The organism is Agromyces sp. LHK192, assembly GCF_004006235.1.
In the GTDB taxonomy this organism is placed as follows: domain Bacteria; phylum Actinomycetota; class Actinomycetes; order Actinomycetales; family Microbacteriaceae; genus Agromyces.
In genome coordinates this window covers 3688857-3708800 of the sequence record NZ_CP034753.1, presented here as the reverse complement: position 1 = coordinate 3708800, position 19944 = coordinate 3688857, and the positions used below count along the sequence as shown (strand labels likewise).

Genomic DNA, 19944 nt, shown 5'->3' with positions numbered 1-19944 from the left:
CATGGCAGCGGCGTGGCTGCCGCCTCGCCGGACCCCCTCGAAGGAGAGACGCCATGGGCAACGACGCCCTGAGTGCGGAGCAGACGGCGCTGGACCGCGTCGACTACCCCGCCGTGCAAGCATCACCTGAATTCCAGAAGCTGCGGCGGACCCACCGCAGCTTCGTGTTCCCCGTCCTCGGTGCCTGCCTCGTCTGGTACCTCGCCTACGTGCTGCTGGCCGTGTACGCGCACGACTTCATGTCGACTCGCGTGTTCGGCAGCGTGAACCTCGCGATGATCCTCGGCCTCGCCCAGGTCGTCACGACGTTCGCCGTGACCATGTGGTACGTGAGCTACGCGAACAAGCACCTCGACCCGAAGGCCGAGCAGCTGCGCGACGAGATCGAGCAGGGCGACTTCGACCTGGCCGCCGCCGGCACCGCCACGACGGGCACCGACGCCGAGGGGGTGACCCGCTGATGCTGCACCTCGAAGCCGCCACGACCTCGCCCGGCGAGCCGTGGCTCAACATCGCCATCTTCGGCGCGTTCGTCGCCGTCACCATGGTCATCGTGTTCCGCGCCAGCCGGAACAACAAGACCGCCGCCGACTACTACGCCGCCGGGCGCTCGTTCACGGGCGGCCAGAACGGCTCCGCCATCGCGGGCGACTACCTGTCGGCGGCGTCCTTCCTCGGCATCGTCGGCGCGATCGCCATGACCGGGTACGACGGGTTCCTCTACTCGATCGGATTCCTCGTCGCGTGGCTCGTGGCCCTGCTGCTGGTCGCCGAACTCCTGCGCAACACCGGCAAGTTCACGATGGCCGACGTCCTGTCGTTCCGCCTCAAGCAGCGCCCCGTGCGCATCGCCGCCGCGACCACGACCCTCGTCGTCTGCTTCTTCTACCTGCTCGCCCAGATGGCCGGCGCCGGCGGACTCGTGTCGCTGCTGCTCGGCGTCGGCGACCAGCTCGGCCAGGCGCTCGTCATCACTGTCGTCGGTGCGCTGATGATCCTGTACGTGCTCATCGGCGGCATGAAGGGCACCACGTGGGTGCAGATCATCAAGGCGGTGCTGCTCATCGCGGGCGCCGGCCTGATGACCGTCTGGGTGCTCGCGATCAACGGGTTCGACTTCTCGGCGCTGCTCGACAAGGCCGTGGAGGTCGCCGGCAACCCGGCCATCCTCGACCCGGGACTCAAGTACGGCGTCTCCGACGTCTCGAAGATCGACTTCGTCTCGCTCGGCCTCGCGCTCGTGCTCGGCACCGCCGCGCTGCCGCACGTGCTGATGCGGTTCTACACCGTGCCCACCGCGAAGGAGGCCCGCAAGTCGGTCGTCTGGGCGATCTGGCTGATCGGCATCTTCTACGTGTTCACCCTGGTGCTCGGCTACGGCGCTGCCGCGCTCGTCGGCCCCGAGGTGATCGCGGCCGCGCCCGGCGGACCCAACTCGGCGGCACCGCTGCTCGCGTTCGAACTCGGCGGACCGCTGCTGCTGGGACTCATCTCGGCGATCGCGTTCGCGACGATCCTCGCGGTCGTCGCCGGCCTCACGATCACCGCGGCAGCGAGCTTCGCGCACGACATCTACGCGTCGGTCGTGAAGAAGGGCAAGCCCGAGCCGGGCGCCGAGGTCAAGGTCGCCCGCCGCACGGTGCTCATCATCGGCGTCGTCGCGATCATCGGCGGCATCGGGGCGAACGGCCAGAACGTCGCGTTCCTCGTGGCGCTCGCGTTCGCCGTGGCCGCGTCGGCCAACCTGCCGACGATCGTCTACTCGCTCTTCTGGAAGCGCTTCACCACGAAGGGCGCCCTCTGGAGCATGTACGGCGGCCTGATCTCGGCGATCGTCCTCATCATCTTCTCGCCGGTCGTCTCGGGCTCCGAGACGAGCATGCTGAAGACCGAGACGATCGACTTCGCGATCTTCCCGCTGTCCAACCCCGGCATCATCTCGATCCCGCTCGCGTTCTTCCTGGGCTGGCTCGGCACGGTGCTCGACAAGGGCACGGAGGACCCGCTCAAGCAGTCCGAGATGGAGGTGCGTTCGCTCACCGGTGTCGGAGCCGAGAAGGCGGTCGACCACTAGGACCGGACCGGCCGGGCAGCCCGAGGGGGCGGGCGCCCGTCCGGTCGAAGACCCCGGCGGCGGGTGGGGAGAACCCGCCGCCGGCAACCGGATCGATGCGGCAGGACATCGCCTGCCCAGCCGTGTCGAAACCTCGGAAGGGGGCGGATGCTTCGGCATCCGCCCCCTTCGCGCGGAGCCGTACCAGAGGAACAGGACGGTTATCGGCGGATGCGCCGGCGCCGGGCGACGCCCCAGAGGAGGAGGGCGATGCCGACCACGGCCACGATCGGCCCGACGATCGCCCAGAGCGTGACGCCGCTCATGGCGGAGCCGGGCAGGACGCCCAGTCCCTGGAACGTCCAGACCACGCCTGAGGCCGTCAGCAGTGCGCCGAGCACGATCAGCACCCAGTTCATGTTCGACCCGCCTTCCTCCCGGGGCATCCGCCCCTACATGTTGATCATGTGCCCGACGAGCCCGTGGAACGCCTCCTGCAGCGCCTCCGACAGCGTCGGGTGGGTGTGCACGTTGCGGGCGAGCTCGAGGGCGCCGAGGTCCCATTTCTGCGCGAGGGTGAGCTCGGGCAGCAGCTCAGAGGCATCCGGCCCGATGAGGTGGCCGCCGAGCAGCTCGAAGTGGGTCCTGTCGGCGACGAGCTTCACGAAGCCGACCGGGTCGCCGAGGCCGTTCGCCTTGCCGTTGGCGGTGAACGGGAACTTGGCGACGACCACGTCGTAGCCCTCGTCGCGGGCCTGCTGCTCGGTGAGGCCGAAGCTCGCGACCTGCGGCGAGCAGAACGTGGCACGCGGCATCATCCGGTAGTCGCCGAGCTCCATGGTCTCGGCATCGGCGATGGTCTCGGCGGCGACGACGCCCTGCGCCTCGGCGACGTGCGCGAGCATGAGCTTCGCGGTCGCGTCTCCGATCGCGTAGATGTGCGGCACGTTCGTGCGCATCCGCTCGTCGATGCCGATCGCACCGCGCTCGGTGAGCTGCACGCCGGTCGTCTCGAGGCCGAAGCCCTCGACGTTCGGCGCGAAGCCGACGGCCATGAGCACCTTGTCGACGACGAGCTGCCCCGGCTGCCCCTCGGCGCCGGTGTACGACACCGTGACGGATGCCCCCTGGTCGACGACCTGCTCGACCTTCGTCGAGGTGAGGATGGGCACGCCGAGGTTGCGGTACTGGCGCGTGATCTCCTTCGAGACCTCGACGTCCTCGTTCGGCAGCGCGCGGTCGAGGAACTCGATGACCGTCACTTCGACGCCGTAGTTGCGCAGGATGTAGGCGAACTCCATGCCGATCGCGCCGGCGCCGACGATCGCGATCGAGCGCGGCAGGTCACGGGTGAGAATCTGCGATTCGTACGTCACGACGTTCGGCGAGAGCTCGACGCCGGGCAGCAGGCGCACCCTCGACCCCGTCGCGATGATCGCGTTCGCGAACGTCAGCTGCTCGACCGAACCGTCGGCGCGGCGCACGTCGATCGAGTTGGGGCCGGTGAACGACCCGCGTCCGTCGAACTCGGTGATCCCGTTCTTCTTCATCAGGAAGTGCACGCCCTTGACGTGCTTCTCCGACACCTGCCGGCTGCGGTCGTACGCCGCGCCGAAGTCGAAGTGCACGTCGCCCGAGATGCCGAACGTGGATGCCTGGGCGTGGAAGATGTGCGCGAGCTCCGCGTTGCGCAGCAGCGCCTTCGAGGGGATGCAGCCGACGTTGAGGCAGACCCCTCCCCAGTACTTCTCCTCGATGACGGCGACCGTGAGGCCGAGCTGGGCGGCGCGGATGGCGGCGACGTACCCGCCGGGACCCGCGCCGAGGATGACGACGTCGAAGTGGTTGGCCATGCGGGCCAGCCTAGGCGCGTGGCGCGCGGAGCGGGAGGGTCTCGACGCGGCGCTCCGCGCGGGCGTCTCGATAGGGCTGCGCGCCTACTCGACGACCGGGGCCGTCTCCTCCGCCGGGGCCTCGTCGTCGTGCGGGCGCTGCTCGATGCCGAGAGCGAACAGCACGACGAGCATCACCGCTCCGGCGAACAACGCGATGTCGGCGACGTTGCCGATGAACCAGTTCAGGTAGGCGATGAAGTCGACGACGTGGCCCTGCCCGAACGAGGGCTGCCGCAGCAGCCGGTCGAGGAAGTGCGTGGTCGCGCCGCCCAGCAGCAGCCCGAGGCAGATCGCCCACGCGCGCGAGCGCGTACGCCAGGCGAACCACGCCGCGACGACGACACCGACCCCCGAGAGGATCGTGAAGATCCACGTCGAGCCCTCGCCGATCGAGAACGCGGCGCCGGGGTTGTACGCGAGCTGCAGGCCGAGCAGGTCGCCGACCAGCTCGATGCGCTCGGTCGTCGTCAGGGATGCCTCGGCCCAGATCTTCGTGAGCTGGTCGACGACGATCACGACCACCGCGATCGCGATGGCGATCCAGGGCGCGGCGGTCGTCCACTTCGGGGTTCTGGCGGGCATGCCTCCATCTTCGCAGGCGCGCCCGGGGCCGCCGAACTCCCCGGAGGCTGCAGAACTCCGCCTGGCCTCCCGGATTCCACCGCGGCTGCCGACCTTCGGCGGATTCCGGACAGCGTGCTCGGGCGGGGATGCCGTCGCCCCCGGGCCGCCGTACGCTCGACCGGTGAGCGTTCGCACCACCCCCGAGGTCTCGGCCGAGGCATCCGTCACCCGCACCGGACCGGTGTCGGCGTGGCTCCAGTTCATCGCCATGGGCATCGTGTGGGGGTCGAGCTTCCTCTTCATGAAGGTCGCGCTCGAGGGGGTCTCGTTCGGGCAGGTCGCGTGGTCGCGCACCGTGCTCGGCGGCATCGCGCTCGCCGTGATCGTGGCGGTCATGCGTCCGCGGATCGCGGGTGCCGACGGGCGGCCGGGGCCCCTGCTGCCGCGTGAGCCGATCGTGTGGCTGCACTTCCTCGTGGTGTCGTTCACGACGTGCGTGATCCCGTACCTGTGCTTCGCGTGGGCCGAGCAGTACGTGTCGTCGAGCCTCGCGTCGATCTACAACGCGACCACCCCGATCATGACCGCGCTCATGGCGACGCTCGTGTTCCGGGTCGAACGGCTGGGCGGCAGCCGGTGGTTCGGTGTCGGCCTCGGGATCCTCGGCGTGCTCGTCGTCATCGCACCGTGGCAGCTCGCCGGGCTCACCGGCAGCCTCGCCGGTCAGCTCGCGTGCCTCGTCGCGACCCTCTGCTACGGGTTCACGTTCGGGTATCAGCGCCGGTTCCTGAGCCACCGGCCGATCGCGCCCGCGACGTTCGCGTTCCTGTCGATCGGGGTGTCGGCGGTCGTGATGCTCCTGCTCACGCCGTGGCTCGCGCTCGAGCCGGTCGAGCTCGACTGGGCGGTGGTGGGCTCGCTCCTCGCGCTCGGCATCCTCGGCACCGGGCTCGCGTACATCTGGAACATCAACGTGCTGCGCGCCTGGGGGCCGACGGGCACGTCGACGGTGACGTACATCACGCCCGTCGTCGGCGTCGCATTGGGCCTGCTCCTGCTCGGCGAGCGGCTGAGCTGGCACGAACCGGCCGGCGCGGTGCTCGTGCTCGTCGGCATCCTGTTCGCGCAGGGGCGGCTGCGCCTGGGTCGGCGCCGTGCGCCGGTCGAGGCATCCGCCGGCTGATTCGTACTGCGGCCGCGGAGCGCGCAGGGTCGACTCAACCCGGCCGAGTGAGGGAACGGAGTCGGTCGTTGATGGTGGCGGCGATGCTGGCGGGGCTGCCGAGGATGATGATCTGCTTCGGCTCGAGGCGGGTGAGTTCGGTTCGGACGCTGTCCGGGAGCGAGCCGTCTGCGGGGACGAGGAGGACGGGCGAGTCGGAGGATCCGGCCGCTGCGGCGCCGGCGAGGGCGTCGGGGAAATTGGCGCCGGAAGCGATGTACGCGGTTTCCACCCCTGGGGCGAACGCGGCCGCGGAGATCGCGGCTGCCGTCGCGAACCGGTCGGGGCCTGCCAATCGGACGACTTCGCCGGAGGTGAGGGAACGGAGTCGGTCGTTGATGGTGGCGGCGATGCTGGCGGGGCTGCCGAGGATGATGATCTGCTTCGGCTCGAGGCGGGTGAGTTCGGTTCGGACGTTGTCCGGGAGCGAGCCGTCTGCGGGGACGAGGAGGACGGGCGAGTCGGAGGATCCGGCCGCTGCGGCGCCGGCGAGGGCGTCGGGGAAATTGGCGCCGGAAGCGATGTACGCGGTTTCCACCCCTGGGGCGAACGCGGCCGCGGAGATCGCGGCTGCCGTCGCGAACCGGTCGGGGCCTGCCAATCGGACGACTTCGCCGGAGGTGAGGGAACGGAGTCGGTCGTTGATGGTGGCGGCGATGCTGGCGGGGCTGCCGAGGATGATGATCTGCTTCGGCTCGAGGCGGGTGAGTTCGGTTCGGACGTTGTCCGGGAGCGAGCCGTCTGCGGGGACGAGGAGGACGGGCGAGTCGGAGGATCCGGCCGCTGCGGCGCCAGCGAGGGCGTCGGGGAAATTGGCGCCGGAAGCGATGTACGCGGTTTCCACCCCTGGGGCGAACGCGGCCGCGGAGATCGCGGCTGCCGTCGCGAACCGGTCGGGGCCTGCCAATCGGACGACAGGCTCCTTCGGTTCCGGTTCCGGTTCCGGTTCCGGTTCGATCGGGTAGGTGCGATCGATGTGCGGGATCTCAACCGCGGCCCGGACCTCGAGGATGACGGCTTCCGCCGATGAGCCGCCGCCGTGGTAGTGCTCTACGACGAACGATGACCCCTCGCCGACCCCGAACGCGACCCGATACGCACCGGGCTGCAGGTCGATCGACCACGCGCCATCGGCATCGACCGTCGAGTAGCCGGCATCAGACGACGTCGGCGACGAGTGTGCTGGGTACACGGCGATCACTCGGTCCGTGAGTGGCTTCGATCCACCGCCCGGAGCCGCAGTTCGAATCGCACCGCTGATTCTGCCGCGAGCCGCCAAGGTCTGGTGATCCAGTTCGACGGCGGCACCCCCGGCGACGGTCACGGGTGTTGCGCCGTGCAGGCTCGCGGAGTTCCGGTACCACCTCACGTCGAGACCGAATGGAGCTCGGTCGAGGTCGGGCGACGGATGGTCGAACGAGATCCGGTAGTCGCCGTCGGGGATGTCGCGGAAGGTGTACGCAAGATCCACCCCCTCAGTCCAGGTCTGTGCGATGACGTCACCGGTCGGCGTGGTCAGCGTCGCGCGAACCGACTTCCCCTGGTCCCATCCGGCCGTGACGGTGCCTTCGATGGATCCCGAACCGAGGCGAAACGGGAGCCGGTCTCGGAGGGTGATCCCCTCGCCGCCACCCGCACGGATCCAGATCGGCAGCGGCACTGCGCCGGTGGTATCGGGCACGAACCCGGAGGTCGTGTACACCCAGGTTTCGCGGCGGTGCTCGATCCGCAGTTCCGCGAGCGTGGGCAGGTAAGGGGCGGCGTGGAACGACGACCACCCGCCCTGATCGGATGCTGATCGGAAGGACTCGCCGCTCATGACGGGCGTGACGACGGTGACGGCGCCGGGCACCCGCCTGCCGTCGCGGTCCGCGATCACGATCGACGAGTGGACCGGCCCGACGGTGAGCGGTTCCGTGTCGGGATATACGGCATCGATCCCGGTCGCCCCGATCCCGGCTTCCACCGACACCACCGTCGCCTTGGACGCAGACTGCCCCACGGAGTAGTACTGATCGGGTACGAAGACCTTGTTCGCCGCGCCCAGTGGTGTCAGATAGCGGCCGAAGACGACCTGGTACCGACCCGGTTCCAGGTGTTGCGACCAGGAGCCGTCCGGCGCGGAGAGCACCTTGTACGACGCGAACTGCTTCGTCGGCGCGAATCCCTCCCGGTACACGACGACCGCGCGCGTTGGATCGACGACCGGAGAACGACTTCCCTCTGCGTTCTCGCGCACGAGCGATCCGCTGATGCGCCCTTTGGCCCGGAGCTGCACATCGGTGCCGAGAAGCTGCTCTCCCTCCACGAGGGTGACGGTGATCGGCGACGATGGCAGCGCGCCGAACGGGGCTCCGGTCACCTCACAGGTGCAGCTCGCCGTGACCTGGAATGTGCCCGGTGGGACATGCGGCACTAGGAAGGCGCCGGCTGAATTCGCCGTCACGAAACCTGATCCCCGCCCACGGACCTCGACGTGTGCTCCCGGGACCGCGTTCCCATCAGGCGCGGTCACCGTGCCGGAGACGCTCCCGGTGCCGAGCCGCACTGGGATTCGTGCCTCCAGCCGGTGATCACCCTGGCTCGAGCTGATGACCACCGTCGCAGGGGTTCCCCCGTCGGCGGAGAAGCCGTCGGCGACGCGGTACCACAGGCCCGATTGGTCGATCCATGTCCAATTCACGCGCATGCGGTACTCAGTCGGTTCCTGCGGCGCGTCCGTGAACGTCGCGATCCCGTCCGTATCGGTCTTCGCGACGACCTGGCCGCCCCCAGCGACCGGATCGAGCAGGACGTAGGCGTCGACGAGGGGGGTGCCGGCGGTGTCCATCACGGCGGTAGAGCCATACACGGATTGTTCGGGAGCGGAGGCGGACGCGGACGGCACGGGAGCCGTGAGCACGAGGAGGGAGGCGATTGCGATGACGATCGAGATCCATCGTGCGCTACGGGTGGGTGGCATCCGGGTCCTTCGAGACGGGCGGGCGGTGCGACGGCGACATGTCGGTCGGAGCCGAGCATATCCAGGGCGGGCACAGGGCGTCCTCCGGGCTCCACACCGTCCATTCGTCCTCGTCCAGCCGGCATGGGCGCCGCGCAACGATGCCAGCGCGGCAAGCTGAACTACGGCGAACGCGATCACCAGTAGCGCCGCGGTGTAGGCCCACCCGACGAGTACTCGGACTGATCTGGGCGAAATAATGCGGCACGAACACCGCGAGCATCGAGCGCTACCATCGGCGGCCGGCGATAGATTCGCCGCGTGATGAAGACTCGAACCGGCCGTGTCGCCCTCACCGCGCTGCTGATGCTTCCCCTGCTCACCGGCTGTGCAAGCGTGGACGGTTCGTTCTTGCCCTCCGCCGAAGCGATCCCGAGCGCGGCCGCCACGGCGGCGCCCGCGCCGATCGATGGGGACTCGGACGGGGACGGTGAGCTCTCCGAGCACGAGAAGCAAGTGATCGCGAGGCACGCCTCTCGCGACATCACGCTTCACGATGGCACGGTCGTCATCGTGACACCCGGTCAACCCCTCCCGCAGCCGGTCATCGACCAGATCGTCGCCGACGCAGCCGCTGGTGTGGCCCTAGCCCAGGCCGACGATGAGTTTGCGCCTACGGCGGGCGAACGAAGCATCCGCGAGGTAGCAACCTCGTACGCGGACGCGATTGGGCGCGCCGTTGTCATCGTCTACTGGGGTTGGGGTGCATGGATCACGATCTCCTCCGTCGACGAATCCGGAGGGACCGGACTGATCGGCACCAGCGATCGAGACGCGATGGTCGCCGCAGCAACCGACTGGGCCGAAGCGCACGACGCCTACATCGTGGTTGTCGAGTAGTCGCTTCAGGGAGACATGTTGCGACCGACGCGGCTGCAGCGATCACGAGTTCACGGACATGCCCTAGGTGTACCGGGCGCCAGAAGAACGGCCGACTTCCACTGTCAACCTCAACGACGATGGGGTTCGCCCATCAGAGACCGCCAACGACACGCAGCTGTTCTCCGGCTTCGCAAACTTCAACGGCCTGACGGGCGAAGTGTTCGAGGGCGAAACGAACAGAAAGTCGATCGCGTTCTCCATCCGATGGAACGACGGAAGACCGGCCGCTACACCGGATTCGTCCACGATGACGGTCGCCTACGCGGTGTAACGCGGGCGGTCGAATCTTGGTACGACTGGTGGAACCATGACCCCAAGGTGTCCTGGGGGTCATGACCTAGCGATCTCTGCCGCGACGACGTCAGGCAGTCCACCAAAGGCTAGGGCCACCCTCGAATGCTTATTGCAACCGCGCTTGACCACACGCAAGGGCCGCTGGGGGTACGTCGTCCATCTCTGACGGGCCTACGTACGAAGGTGTCAATGGCGGTGCATACGAAATCGTGGCGGTCGAGCTGCCCACGGTCACGAGATCCCCAGAAAAGTCCGTCGTAGTCGGGTTCGAAGCGGATGCCCAAACAACGAAGTATCCGCCCTCGCTCCCGCTCGTTGGCAGCACACCGGTGAGTAGCCATCGGCCGAGTTCTGGATCGGGATGCGCCGTGATCCACTCGACCTGGTTCGCGCCACCTGGCATGGAGTTGTCGATCGTGTCGTTGATCGCGGCGACCACTGCGGCCGAAGCGTCCTGACAATCAGGGGTGCTCTCCGACGCGCCATCCGGCCACACGACGGCAGCGGGTGGCTCCGTCTGTGTCGAACCAGATCCGGATGCGTTGGTCACGTCAGCGTCGAGGTCGGCGCTCGAGTTGCAGGCAGAGAACGCGAGCACAATCAGAATCGCCATTCCGAGGGGCGCTACATGGCTTCGGACCACACTGGGATCGTAGCCGCGTGAGTCGGCGTTCAACGCGCTGGGGACTGCCGAAGGTGTAGGTGACTCCTCAACCTGCCCCATGGTTTGGTTATCGGTCAGCGTGTAGCGGTCAGGCATGGGATGAATGGTTGATCCATCCGTAGTTCGTTTTCGATCGGGCTGAGGTAGCCGACGGCCGGGTGGCGTCGGCGGCGGTTGTAGAAGATCTCTATGTACTCGAAGATCGCGTTCGCGAGCTCGACGCGGGCGCTCAGTTCTTTCGGACAACCGGCACGCACGAGCGTGACCGCACGTGCCCGAAACTCCGCAGGAAAGCCTTCGGCATGATCAGAGCCTCTCAGTGAGAGCCAGATCGCCACAGCAACGCTCGTAAGTGTCCTACGGGGCAGGTCAAGCAGTCACCCACGCCTTCAGTCGTCCCGACCGGCTGTTTCTGCTGCTCCTTCCGTTCGGATATCGTGTCACCATACTAATACGATGTGTACTATCTCACTAGTACACATCAAAACAGAGAGGCGGAGGCAAGTGACCATCCCGCTCATGCAATACGGGCCCGTCGTCGTTGGATTGGCTTTCGCTTCGCTTGTATGGCTCCTTCGGCGGCGTTCGTGGCCGCTGCTGTCGCCATGGTGTCGGGGCTGGACGGCTGTTGGTCTGCTTGTCGTTCTGGTATTCGCGATCGTGTGGAACGCTTGGGTGACGTTTCCAGCCGGGAACCTGAGTGTTGCCGCGGTGTCGACCCTGTTCGATCTTCGATTCGCATTCCCATTGGTGCTCTGCTTGGTGGCGTTGGCGTTGCTGTTGCCGACCGCGCGCAATAACGACCAACGGGGCGGGGTCGAGCTTTCGCGCCGCACATTGGCAACCTTCGTGCCGCTTCCCTGGGCGATATTCACGATCGCCGCGCTCACCGCAGTGCTCGCGGTCACAGTTCTCGCCGGGACGATGTCGCGTCCAGACGAGGACGGCAGGTACTTGATCTACGAAGTCGACGCAGCCACCGGCGCGAGCGGGAGTACGACCATCTACGGGTGGTTCTACTCCGTGCTCTGCTTGGTATTGATCGCGGTGATCGTCGCCCTGGTTCTCGTCCAGCTCGAGCTAATCTCCCGTCCGGCACTCGCCATCGATCGCGACGCGGATATAACCCAGAGAACGGCGAGAGCGCGGAACCTCCTGTCAGTGAGTGCCGGCGGCCTCTTGCTCCATCTTGGAGCGGTGCTGCTTTCGCTGTACGGCACTTCCACGGTCCGTATCGGATTCGACGCCGGCACCGCAGGGTGGGCCGAGGTAGGTGCGTCCTTCGCTGACCTCGGCCCCCTGCTGCTGGTCGCCAGCTACATTTCTGTCGCGACCGGCTTCACCTTGTGGTGTTTGGTCCTGTTGAGTGTCGTCGCACCTGCCTCGAAGAGGCACATGGCCGAGATGGCGACTGCATGATCATCACCCTCACCGAAACGGGGGGGCCGATCGTCGATCAGATTCGGGACCAGATTCGGGGACTCATAGCGACGGGTCTCCTGTCCGGCGACCAGAGACTCCCGTCCGTACGACAGCTAGCGAACGATCTGCAGATCGCTCCAGGAACGGTGGCGAAGGCGTACCACTCGCTTGAGGCCGAAGGATTGCTCGTCACAAGGATCGGAAGCGGCACCCGGGTCAGCGTCGATGCCTCCGCGACACCACGAAGGTTCCTCGAAGCGGCCAGCCGCCTCGCTGGTGTCGGCAGGCGTGAAGGTATCGACCTCGACGAAGCGATTCGAGTGCTACGCGCAGTATGGCGCGGTTAGCGTGACCGCGAGCTCTCCGCGATCGCTTGGTGGGGCGTCGAGCTTCTGTGGAAAGGGTCGGGCTTGAAGAGGACGCATGGGAATTCAGGCAGGATCGGAGAGCCCGCCACGATAGCGGCAGGCTCTCCGATCCTGATCACGAACGACTACTTGGTTCCAGGAATATCGATCCAACCAGTCGTGAGATCGGGGAACGCAAATGTCTTGCCCGAGGCTCCAATGATGTTCACGGTTGCAGCGGCTCCTCGCTCCGCCCCTGACCCAGCGTCGACAACCAGGCGATTGTTGGTAGTGGCCAGCACGCCTTCCGCCCCACCGACACCAACCGCCTCTGGCAGCACGTACGCGGCCTTGACCTCGCCGGAAGCCAGCCGAAGACCTACTGCTACACCGCGCTGCAGAAAATTGGTCGCCTCGGTGCATGCCTGAGCCGTCAGGTCGCCTTCGCTGACGCTCACGCAATGCCCGCCGTCCTTTGCCACCCAGTCCCGATAGCTCGCCTCACCTGCAGTTGCCAGTTGCGTGCCCACACCAATGTCAGATGCTGCTTGGGACGCGGAACTGCTCGCGAAGTCTTCGCTGGAGCCAACTCGTGACGGAATGGGCGGGAGGCCCGTGTCTCCCTCGTAATTCTTCACGCCGCAAGTTTGGAGCGTGGTGCCACTGATCTGAGCGTTGGAATTCCAGTAGCAGTACGCGGTGACGAGGTTCTGGGACGGGTGCACGAAGTCGACCACATCGCCCGCGGCGCCAGTCCCGCCGCCGATTCGTGACCCTGCCCGGTAGTGATCAACGTACGTCTTCATGACACCACCCGTGCTGAAGGTGCGTGCTCGGCCGCCGGCCGCCGGACTGATCTGCGACGAACTGCTGATCTGCGCTTGCGCAGACTGGCTGTTCTTGTACCACTGCATTGCGGCCTGAGCAGTCGTTGGAATTGCCAAGACGATGACGGCTGCGATCGCTCCCGCAGCGAGAATTTTCTTAATGATGATGTCCAATTCTGTTCGTGTGCGATGAGAGGAGGGCTGGAACGTAGCCTGGCGTTCCTCCTCTTGTCTGGGCGCGTCCATCGCGTCCAATAGGGAATGTCCGATCGGCGATCCAGGTTCCATCTCCGTGCGAGCTCCGTGCGAGCTCCGTGCGAGCATGGGATCAACTGAGTTCCATCTGACCACGGCCTCGTTACTCGGCCGAACTCGCGCTTCGTCGGGACAGCCGACCGGGCAGGTACCGATGTCCGAGCAGGTCAGTGTCGGCAAGCTGCTTGATGGACAGGCGGTGCATGGGGTCCGGTGCGGCGCATCGCCGCCTCTAGAGCTTGCGGCGGGATCCATCGGGTCAATCGTCGGCGGGCCCAGATAGCTGTCCTGTATATGGTTCGTGACATGGATGGGCGCCTTCGCGCCGTAGCCGGGGGTTTCGGATCGTGCGAACCACGACTGTGATCGCGACGATTGCCCAGAGCACGTAAACGATCCACGTCACGAACGGCCACACAAATGCGGCGGCGAGAATCCAAGCTAGAAATCCACCAATGGCAAGGCTGATTGTCGGCGCGCTCAGTTGATCCCTCCGTGTTGAACATGCGTCTGGCTGTCCGCCCCAGATCGCGAGCATGCCGTCGATGCCTGCCTTGGCAAAGTCGCTGATGCGAGTCTGCGCCTCCCATCGAGACTTGCGATCTCCTAGACCGTGCCGATGCAGTTGGCGCGGCACCATGAGCGCGCGGTCGTTGTCACGAAGCATGATTGGGAACCAATCCTCAGTGCCGGACATCAATGAGTAGACGCGGGGTCGCGTGGAAGAGGAAGGGCAGCAGTGAGTGAGGGTTCGCAGGTGAGCAAGTCGATTTCGATGAAGGGTACGCCGAAGACGGTATTGACTTGGGGTGTGGCAGTTACGGTCGCCGCTGGAGTGGTGATTGTCCTCCTCCCAGCCGTCGCGGACCGGGCGGCAATGGGTGCGACACCGCAAGGTCAGGACGCGCGTGTCGCGCTAGAACTCGTTGTTCGACTGATCCGAGAGGTGGCGGCGCCCATTGGCGCCGCTCTAGTCGGGGCAAGTCTGGTGATGGGCTTCGTTCAAGGTCGCGCGAAGATGGAACCGAGATAGCCGATCGGACATTCCCATATAGGACTCGACGGACGAGCCCCTTGAAGGGATGAAAATGCGACGATCCATAGCTCGAGCTACTCATATCGCCCTACTCAGCAGTATCGCGGTTGTGGCCGCGATCGGTATCGCGCCGGCGGCGAACGCAGCACCGGTCTCCTCGGCTCCGACCTTGTTGCAGGCAAGCCGTCCTGCCGCAGATCGTCTGGCTTCGGTGTCCGCGGCGGTTCCTTCTGACTTCTCGAGCGCAGAGCTGTTCCCGAACGAAGGCATCGTGGAGGTGTGCGAAGGGATCACCGTCGACCTCAGCGACGAGGATGGCGTGCCGCTGCCACTCGACCTGCAGCAGAGAATGATCGACGTCCTCGAGCTCGACTGCACCGAGGGCCCGAGCGCGCAAGATTTCGGCGCGCTCGCGCAGGACTACGCGTATGCGCATCTGAACATCAAGCCCGGTTGGATCACCTACACGACGACTGCCAACGGGATGCCGTACGGACCGTACAAGACACTGGACTGCATGATCCGCTTCGGATCCGGGCCGTACCAGGCTTGCGGTTCCGCCGATGGCCACGGAACTTCCCTCTCGACCAGAAGCAACGGGTTCTGCCCAGTGCCCGGTCAGGCGGTGAACCTGAAGGCGCACCTACACATGAACGGCGTAACTTACGTAGACGACGCATTCGGCGTCACTCAGTAGAGCTCGTAACGGGCCGCCATGGGGATCATGGCGGCCCGCCCCGCTCCAAGCAGCCGTCATAGATTGAGCCCGAACGGAGAACGACTTGACGCTCATCAACCGGCGAGTACGTATTGCGTCGATCGACGCGGTAGTGCTCTTCGTGGAACGACTTCCCGACAGCACGGTGCTGTACATCAGAGCCGCGAATGAAGCTGACGCCAGGAAGCTGTTCGAAAGCCGCCCCACCCTTACCAACCATTCCGGCGAACTCGTCAGCCATATTGCAAGTCATGCCGGCGGTACCGGCCTCGAATCACTGGTGACCTACGTGTTTGACGGAACCGACTCCCCAACGCTTTGCCTGCACGCCGCAGGCCGCGAAGTATTTCGAACCCACGAGGCTGAGTAGTTCGCGCCAGAGCTCCCGTGAGGACTCGCGAGCCGCGGCGTTCGATCGGAGCGTTGGGCCGATCGCGGCGGCGGCTGCGTCGCCGCTCCGGTCGTCGCGAGGTTTCCGATGTCGATCCTGTCCCCGAGCTGACCGGGGCGTTCGCCTGGCGGACGTGAGATCAGCGGCTGCTGCACTGAGGGGGACCGCGTGCAGCAGCCGCGCACCTGATTCGGTGAACTGAGATCGCCGTGTTTTCATTGTCGTGTCATGGAGAACCGGTCAGATTCGTCCCTCTGGCTCGAGGCCATTGGGGGCACCGAGTCGTCGTTCGGCGTGATCTACGACCGCTACAAGCACATCATCTACCGCGCGGCGTTGGCCCGAGTGGCGAACACCTCCGACGCGGAGGATGTGGTGGCCATCGTCTTCCTTGAGGCGTGGCGTAAACGCGCGGACGTACGTTTCGTCGATGGGTCGCTCCGACCGTGGCTGCTGGTCGTCATGGTCAACGTCACGTTGAGCCGTCGACGCTCCACCCGCCGGCACCGGCGAGTCCTCGCAAAGATTCCGGCTGCGGATCCGGCGCCGGACCATTCGCATCGCCTCGTAGATCGGATGCATGCCCAGAGCGCAGCTGGTGCGATTCGGACTGCAATAGGGAACCTGAATGGTCGGGATCGGCAGATCGTGGAGCTCTGCCTTGTGGAAGAACTGTCGATGGCGGAGGCCGCGACGGCACTCAACGTGCCCGTTGGGACGGTCAAGTCACGGCTTTCACGGATCCGGCGACGTCTTCAAGTCGACCTCGGGGCATACGCACCAGGTCTGGAGGGGGCAACCTCTTGAACGAGCAAACGAACTCTCCGACGATGGATCCGGGCCGCGACGCAGCCATTCGAGCCTTGCTGCTCGAAGAGATTCGTCAAGAGCCCACGCGCCACAGCGTGCGGAGGCGTCGCAATTGGTGGATCGCCGGAGGTATCGCCTTCGCAGTAGCTGGGGTCGGAGCGACAGCCGGCGGGATCGTATTGGAAGCGCAGCGAGCCTCGAATGCGAAGTACGTCTTCTGCCTGAAGTCCGATACCAGGGCAGCGGATGGCAGCTATCCAGGCGCCGTTGGCGGCACCATCGCGTCCGATGATGGGCGCGGCAGAGTCGAAAACGCCGTCGAGCTGTGCAGTCAGATGTGGGTCGACGGGCTATTCGAACCCGACTACGACCCGGTCGCGACGAGCAACCCGCCGGGACGAGTGCCTGCACAACTGGAAGTCTGCGTGATGCCAGACGGCGCCGCCGCAGTCGTTCCATCAGATACACCGACCATCTGCAACCGACTTGGGATGGCGCCGCTCGAGGCGTGAGCGCGCCTTACCGGGCTACGACCGATCGCACCTGGTCATTCACCTGTGCTGGGAGCGAGCTGCATCCCACTCCGCAGTTCCACGTCGTTCCTCCGTAATTCGTGGCGGTGTAGAGCGAAAGCGAGCACCCGTTCAAGCCGCGAGCTGAGCTCACTCGGGAGTCCCACCCGCCGCCAAGCGATGCGAAACCATAGCTGGCACCCGTGCAACCACCGGTGCCATAGAGAGTGAAGGTAGACCCTCCGTAGGCCTCGTGCTCGAACAGCGTTCCCAACGCGACCGACGCAGCAAGAGCGGCCCCGGACCGGGCCGAGCGCCCATCCATGAACGTGTCGAGCGCAGCCAAGGAATCGAAACAGACTGTGTCGGTGGACTGCTCGGCAGAGCCGAGCGGGCCAACGAGCATCCCGCAATGGGTGTCGTCTGTGCCGGGGGCGGCGGTACCACCCCCCAGGGCCAAGCTCGCTGCGAGAACGGCTGTCGCAATCGTGTTCATCGGGTCTCCCTCATACTTGGCACTGACTTGCACGAGGAGATGTCCGGATATCGCCGCCGGTTCCAAATTCGGCAGAGCGCTGATCAAGGACAGGTTGACTCCATCGATTGCGTTTCAGATGAGGATCGTCACCTGAGACGTCCGCCTCTGGGCAGGGCCCTCGCGGCTCCACCGAGAGTGGTGGAGTGCCTCGAGGGTGCGATCGCCGAGAACCCATACCTTGACGGCGTAGAGGACGGTGATGATGATCGCGACCACGAGGAGCGCGACGAGTTGCGCGGGCGGCCAGTCACCGGCCCTACTGAAGGTCTTGGTGGCAGGTCAGACTGGTAACTATCCCGTGGGCAGGTCAAGCAGTCACCTAAACCTTCAGCGGTCCCGGTTTTCCCGGCGGCTTGGACGTGTCGTGGTGTGGTGGCGTGCTGCGGTGTGGTCGACTGTGGGTCGTGCCGGACGACAGGGTGATTGCGAGACGGTCGGTCGGTGGGATGGCTGCGGCGACAACGGCGTCCCGCGTGCTGGGGTTCGTGAAGGCGACGTTCTTGGTCTACGCGATCGGTGGGACGAGCGCGGCGGTCGGCGGTCAAGCGTTCGAGGTGGCGAGCTCGGCGCCGATCAACTTGTTCAACCTCCTTGCTGGCGGGGTGTTGAGCGCGATTCTGGTGCCGCAGATCGTCCGGTCCTTGCGGTTGGGGAATGCCGGTCGTGAGCAGATCGACCGGTTGGTCACGGTCGCTTTGGTCGGCGGCGCGGTCATCGCGGCCGTCTTGACGTTGGCGGCACCGTTCATCGTGTGGGTGTACGCGGCGAGCTGGTCGGCGGCGTGGTTGGATCTGGCGACGGCGATGGCGTACTGGTGCCTCCCGCAGGTGTTCTTCCTCGTCGTGTTCGCCGTGTTCTCCCAGTTGCTGAACGCGCAGGAACGGTTCTCTGCCGCAGCTTGGGCGCCCGCGTTGTCGAACGTGATCGGCATCGTCGGGATCATCGTGTTCCTCGTGCTCCTGCCGTCGGGTCTTGGGCCGGCGTCGAGTTGGTCGCCCGTGATGGTGGCGGTGTTGTGCGGTTCCGCAACGCTCGGGATCGTCGCGCAAGCAGCCCTGGTCGTGGTCGCGGCGGCCCGAAGCGGCACGCGGATCCGGTTCCGGCGCGGGTTCGGTGGGTTGGGGCATCTTGGCGGGGTCGCGGTATGGACGCTGTTCAGTGTCGCGGCAGGGCAGGGCGCGTACGTGATCGTTTCGAACGTCGCAGCAGCGGCCGGTGAGCGGTTGTACGACGAGGGGATCGTCGGCGCGAGCCTGAACTCGTTGTCGTTGGCGTATCTGATCGTGCTGGTGCCGCACGGCGTCTTCGTTGTCGCGATCGCGACGGCCGTGTACGCACGGATCAGTCACGCGGCCGCGGGTGATGATCACGAGTCATTCGGTGCGCTCACGCAGCGGACCGCCGTCAGCGTGACCTGGGTCATCGTGCTCACGACCGCAGGGATGGTCGTCCTCGGCCCGACCCTGAGCGAACTAATCTGGGACTCCCCGGTGATCGGTCAAGTCGTCGCGGTCCTCGCGGCCGGGTCGCTCGGGTTCAGCCAAGCGTTCCTCGTGAACCGGGCATCATTCGCCCTGGGCGACGGCCGCGGACCGTTCTACACCCAGCTCACCATCGCCGCGGTCACGGCGACAGGAGCGTTGCTCGCCGCATCCCTACTGCCGGCGAAGTTCGTCGTCATCGGGATCGCCTGTGGGATCTCGATCGCCAACTACCTCGGATGGGCGGTCGCTGCACGCTTCGCGTATACGCGGCTCAGGCAGGCAGGCCACCCACCGGCACCGTGGAGGACCACCGTCATCGCGAACGGACGATTGATCGTGGCCGGCCTCCTCGCAGGCGGCGCCGGGCTGTTGGCCCTCTACTTCCTCCCCGCCGGCGACTGGCTCGAGCTCCTCGTCGCGCTCTTCGTAGTCGCGATCATCATCACCGTCCTCTACGCCACCACCGCATGGGTTCTCGCTGACCGCACCCTCGAAACACTCCGCCGCTCACGATGAGGCCGATACCAGCGTCACGTCCCGGCGGGCCGGGTACCGCCCGGTGAGGGACCGGCTAGCGGGCATTCGCGGGCTGCGTCGAACGCGTCGGCTATGGTCGTTGCCATGCCGACCGCGAGGACTGACTCAGGGGCGTCAATGTTCGACGAGACGGTCGGCGAATTGTCGTGGGACGGTGAGGTCCGGGGATACGTGCTGTTCCACGTTTCGGGTCGCGGCGGTCTTTCCTGGAGTAGCGACCGGCCCTGGCGCATCACCCGCGAAACAACTGGGTGGGTCGACGTTGAACAATGGATGGTGGATGACTCCGGAGCGTTCACCTACAACCGCGATCTTTCGGGCCCCGAGTCGGCCTTCTTGTGCACTGCCACAGGAAAGATTTGGCTGGCTGCGGCGCAGGTGGGCGAGAAGACACCAGGTGCCGAGGATGAGGTCGAGGTGGATTTCCGCTGGCTAATCGGAGACGAAGCGCGACGCACGCTTGCAAAGCTTGCGGGCCAGTAAACGGCTGTT

Annotated in this window: 18 protein-coding genes and 1 pseudogene; 12 read left to right on the top strand and 7 right to left on the bottom strand. The window is 66.0% G+C overall.

The window, feature by feature from the left end:
* The first annotated feature begins 53 nt into the window (after positions 1-53).
* Both ELQ40_RS16900 and ELQ40_RS16895 read left to right on the top strand, forming a co-directional pair.
* Complete coding sequence (locus ELQ40_RS16900) at positions 54-461, top strand: DUF485 domain-containing protein (protein WP_127794737.1); 408 nt, start codon at positions 54-56, stop codon at positions 459-461.
* Positions 461-2074, top strand: a complete 1614-nt coding sequence (locus tag ELQ40_RS16895) for a cation acetate symporter (protein ID WP_127794736.1) — start codon at positions 461-463, stop codon at positions 2072-2074. Before ELQ40_RS16900 ends, ELQ40_RS16895 begins: the two co-directional genes overlap by 1 nt.
* A 200-nt stretch (positions 2075-2274) precedes the next feature.
* Here the strand turns inward: ELQ40_RS16895 and ELQ40_RS16890 are convergent, their stop codons facing one another.
* The 3 genes from ELQ40_RS16890 to ELQ40_RS16880 all read right to left on the bottom strand — a co-directional run bounded on the left by ELQ40_RS16890 (position 2275) and on the right by ELQ40_RS16880 (position 4530).
* On the bottom strand, positions 2275-2472 hold the full coding sequence (locus tag ELQ40_RS16890) for a hypothetical protein (RefSeq protein ID WP_127794735.1): 198 nt from the start codon (positions 2470-2472) through the stop codon (positions 2275-2277).
* A gap of 33 nt (positions 2473-2505) precedes the next feature.
* Positions 2506-3906, bottom strand: a complete 1401-nt coding sequence (gene lpdA, locus ELQ40_RS16885) for a dihydrolipoyl dehydrogenase (protein ID WP_127794734.1) — start codon at positions 3904-3906, stop codon at positions 2506-2508.
* Positions 3907-3990: 84 nt separating this feature from the next.
* The gene (locus ELQ40_RS16880; RefSeq protein ID WP_127794733.1) at positions 3991-4530 is read right to left on the bottom strand and encodes a signal peptidase II; all 540 of its coding nucleotides are present in this window, start codon (positions 4528-4530) and stop codon (positions 3991-3993) included.
* Positions 4531-4753: 223 nt separating this feature from the next.
* On the opposite strand from ELQ40_RS16880, the gene ELQ40_RS16875 reads away from it, so the two are divergent.
* Positions 4754-5695, top strand: coding sequence for a DMT family transporter (locus tag ELQ40_RS16875; RefSeq protein WP_255424730.1), 942 nt, complete (start codon positions 4754-4756; stop codon positions 5693-5695).
* 34 nt (positions 5696-5729) lie between these two features.
* Here ELQ40_RS16875 and ELQ40_RS16870 read toward each other — a convergent pair whose 3' ends face one another.
* Positions 5730-8696: a carboxypeptidase-like regulatory domain-containing protein gene (locus ELQ40_RS16870; protein WP_127794731.1), complete on the bottom strand. Its 2967-nt coding sequence runs from the start codon at positions 8694-8696 to the stop codon at positions 5730-5732.
* 300 nt (positions 8697-8996) lie between these two features.
* On the opposite strand from ELQ40_RS16870, the gene ELQ40_RS16865 reads away from it, so the two are divergent.
* The gene (locus ELQ40_RS16865; protein ID WP_127794730.1) at positions 8997-9575 is read left to right on the top strand and encodes a hypothetical protein; all 579 of its coding nucleotides are present in this window, start codon (positions 8997-8999) and stop codon (positions 9573-9575) included.
* A 1074-nt stretch (positions 9576-10649) separates the two neighbouring features.
* Here ELQ40_RS16865 and ELQ40_RS19245 read toward each other — a convergent pair.
* Positions 10650-10814: pseudogene (locus ELQ40_RS19245) on the bottom strand (IS3 family transposase); the annotation flags it as partial.
* Between the two features lie 265 nt (positions 10815-11079).
* On the opposite strand from ELQ40_RS19245, the gene ELQ40_RS16855 reads away from it, so the two are divergent.
* Positions 11080-11994, top strand: a complete 915-nt coding sequence (locus ELQ40_RS16855) for a hypothetical protein (protein WP_127794728.1) — start codon at positions 11080-11082, stop codon at positions 11992-11994.
* The gene (locus tag ELQ40_RS16850) at positions 11991-12344 is read left to right on the top strand and encodes a GntR family transcriptional regulator (protein ID WP_127794727.1); all 354 of its coding nucleotides are present in this window, start codon (positions 11991-11993) and stop codon (positions 12342-12344) included. The genes ELQ40_RS16855 and ELQ40_RS16850 overlap by 4 nt, the downstream gene beginning before the upstream one ends.
* 146 nt (positions 12345-12490) lie before the next feature.
* On the opposite strand, the gene ELQ40_RS16845 is transcribed toward ELQ40_RS16850, so the two are convergent.
* The gene (locus ELQ40_RS16845; RefSeq protein WP_127794726.1) at positions 12491-13345 is read right to left on the bottom strand and encodes a hypothetical protein; all 855 of its coding nucleotides are present in this window, start codon (positions 13343-13345) and stop codon (positions 12491-12493) included.
* Positions 13346-13685: 340 nt separating this feature from the next.
* Positions 13686-14093, bottom strand: coding sequence for a hypothetical protein (locus ELQ40_RS16840; RefSeq protein WP_127794725.1), 408 nt, complete (start codon positions 14091-14093; stop codon positions 13686-13688).
* Positions 14094-14571: 478 nt separating this feature from the next.
* On the opposite strand from ELQ40_RS16840, the gene ELQ40_RS16835 reads away from it, so the two are divergent.
* From ELQ40_RS16835 to ELQ40_RS16810, 6 genes are all read left to right on the top strand, one after another.
* Positions 14572-15159 (top strand): hypothetical protein, encoded by a 588-nt coding sequence (locus tag ELQ40_RS16835; RefSeq protein ID WP_127794724.1) that lies wholly within the window; start codon positions 14572-14574, stop codon positions 15157-15159.
* Between the two features lie 85 nt (positions 15160-15244).
* On the top strand, positions 15245-15550 hold the full coding sequence (locus tag ELQ40_RS16830; protein WP_127794723.1) for a hypothetical protein: 306 nt from the start codon (positions 15245-15247) through the stop codon (positions 15548-15550).
* A 249-nt stretch (positions 15551-15799) separates the two neighbouring features.
* Positions 15800-16378 (top strand): RNA polymerase sigma factor, encoded by a 579-nt coding sequence (locus ELQ40_RS16825; protein ID WP_127794722.1) that lies wholly within the window; start codon positions 15800-15802, stop codon positions 16376-16378.
* A gap of 23 nt (positions 16379-16401) precedes the next feature.
* On the top strand, positions 16402-16893 hold the full coding sequence (locus ELQ40_RS16820) for a hypothetical protein (RefSeq protein WP_127794721.1): 492 nt from the start codon (positions 16402-16404) through the stop codon (positions 16891-16893).
* A 942-nt stretch (positions 16894-17835) separates the two neighbouring features.
* A complete protein-coding gene (murJ, locus tag ELQ40_RS16815; protein WP_127794720.1) occupies positions 17836-19431 on the top strand; it encodes a murein biosynthesis integral membrane protein MurJ in 1596 nt (531 codons plus the stop codon).
* A gap of 138 nt (positions 19432-19569) precedes the next feature.
* Entirely contained in the window at positions 19570-19935 is a 366-nt protein-coding gene (locus ELQ40_RS16810) for a hypothetical protein (RefSeq protein WP_127794719.1), read from the top strand.
* The last annotated feature ends 9 nt before the right edge of the window (positions 19936-19944 follow it).

Excerpts from the sequence above, each read along its gene's own strand:
- ELQ40_RS16900 (WP_127794737.1), top strand. The coding sequence starts at position 54 with ATGGGCAACGACGCCCTGAGTGCGGAGCAGACGGCGCTGGACCGCGTC.
- ELQ40_RS16895 (WP_127794736.1), top strand. The coding sequence starts at position 461 with ATGCTGCACCTCGAAGCCGCCACGACCTCGCCCGGCGAGCCGTGGCTC.
- ELQ40_RS16890 (WP_127794735.1), bottom strand. The coding sequence starts at position 2,472 with ATGAACTGGGTGCTGATCGTGCTCGGCGCACTGCTGACGGCCTCAGGC.
- lpdA (WP_127794734.1), bottom strand. The coding sequence starts at position 3,906 with ATGGCCAACCACTTCGACGTCGTCATCCTCGGCGCGGGTCCCGGCGGG.
- ELQ40_RS16880 (WP_127794733.1), bottom strand. The coding sequence starts at position 4,530 with ATGCCCGCCAGAACCCCGAAGTGGACGACCGCCGCGCCCTGGATCGCC.
- ELQ40_RS16870 (WP_127794731.1), bottom strand. The coding sequence starts at position 8,696 with ATGCCACCCACCCGTAGCGCACGATGGATCTCGATCGTCATCGCAATC.
- ELQ40_RS16850 (WP_127794727.1), top strand. The coding sequence starts at position 11,991 with ATGATCATCACCCTCACCGAAACGGGGGGGCCGATCGTCGATCAGATT.
- ELQ40_RS16840 (WP_127794725.1), bottom strand. The coding sequence starts at position 14,093 with ATGCTTCGTGACAACGACCGCGCGCTCATGGTGCCGCGCCAACTGCAT.
- ELQ40_RS16825 (WP_127794722.1), top strand. The coding sequence starts at position 15,800 with ATGGAGAACCGGTCAGATTCGTCCCTCTGGCTCGAGGCCATTGGGGGC.
- ELQ40_RS16820 (WP_127794721.1), top strand. The coding sequence starts at position 16,402 with ATGGATCCGGGCCGCGACGCAGCCATTCGAGCCTTGCTGCTCGAAGAG.
- ELQ40_RS16810 (WP_127794719.1), top strand. The coding sequence starts at position 19,570 with ATGTTCGACGAGACGGTCGGCGAATTGTCGTGGGACGGTGAGGTCCGG.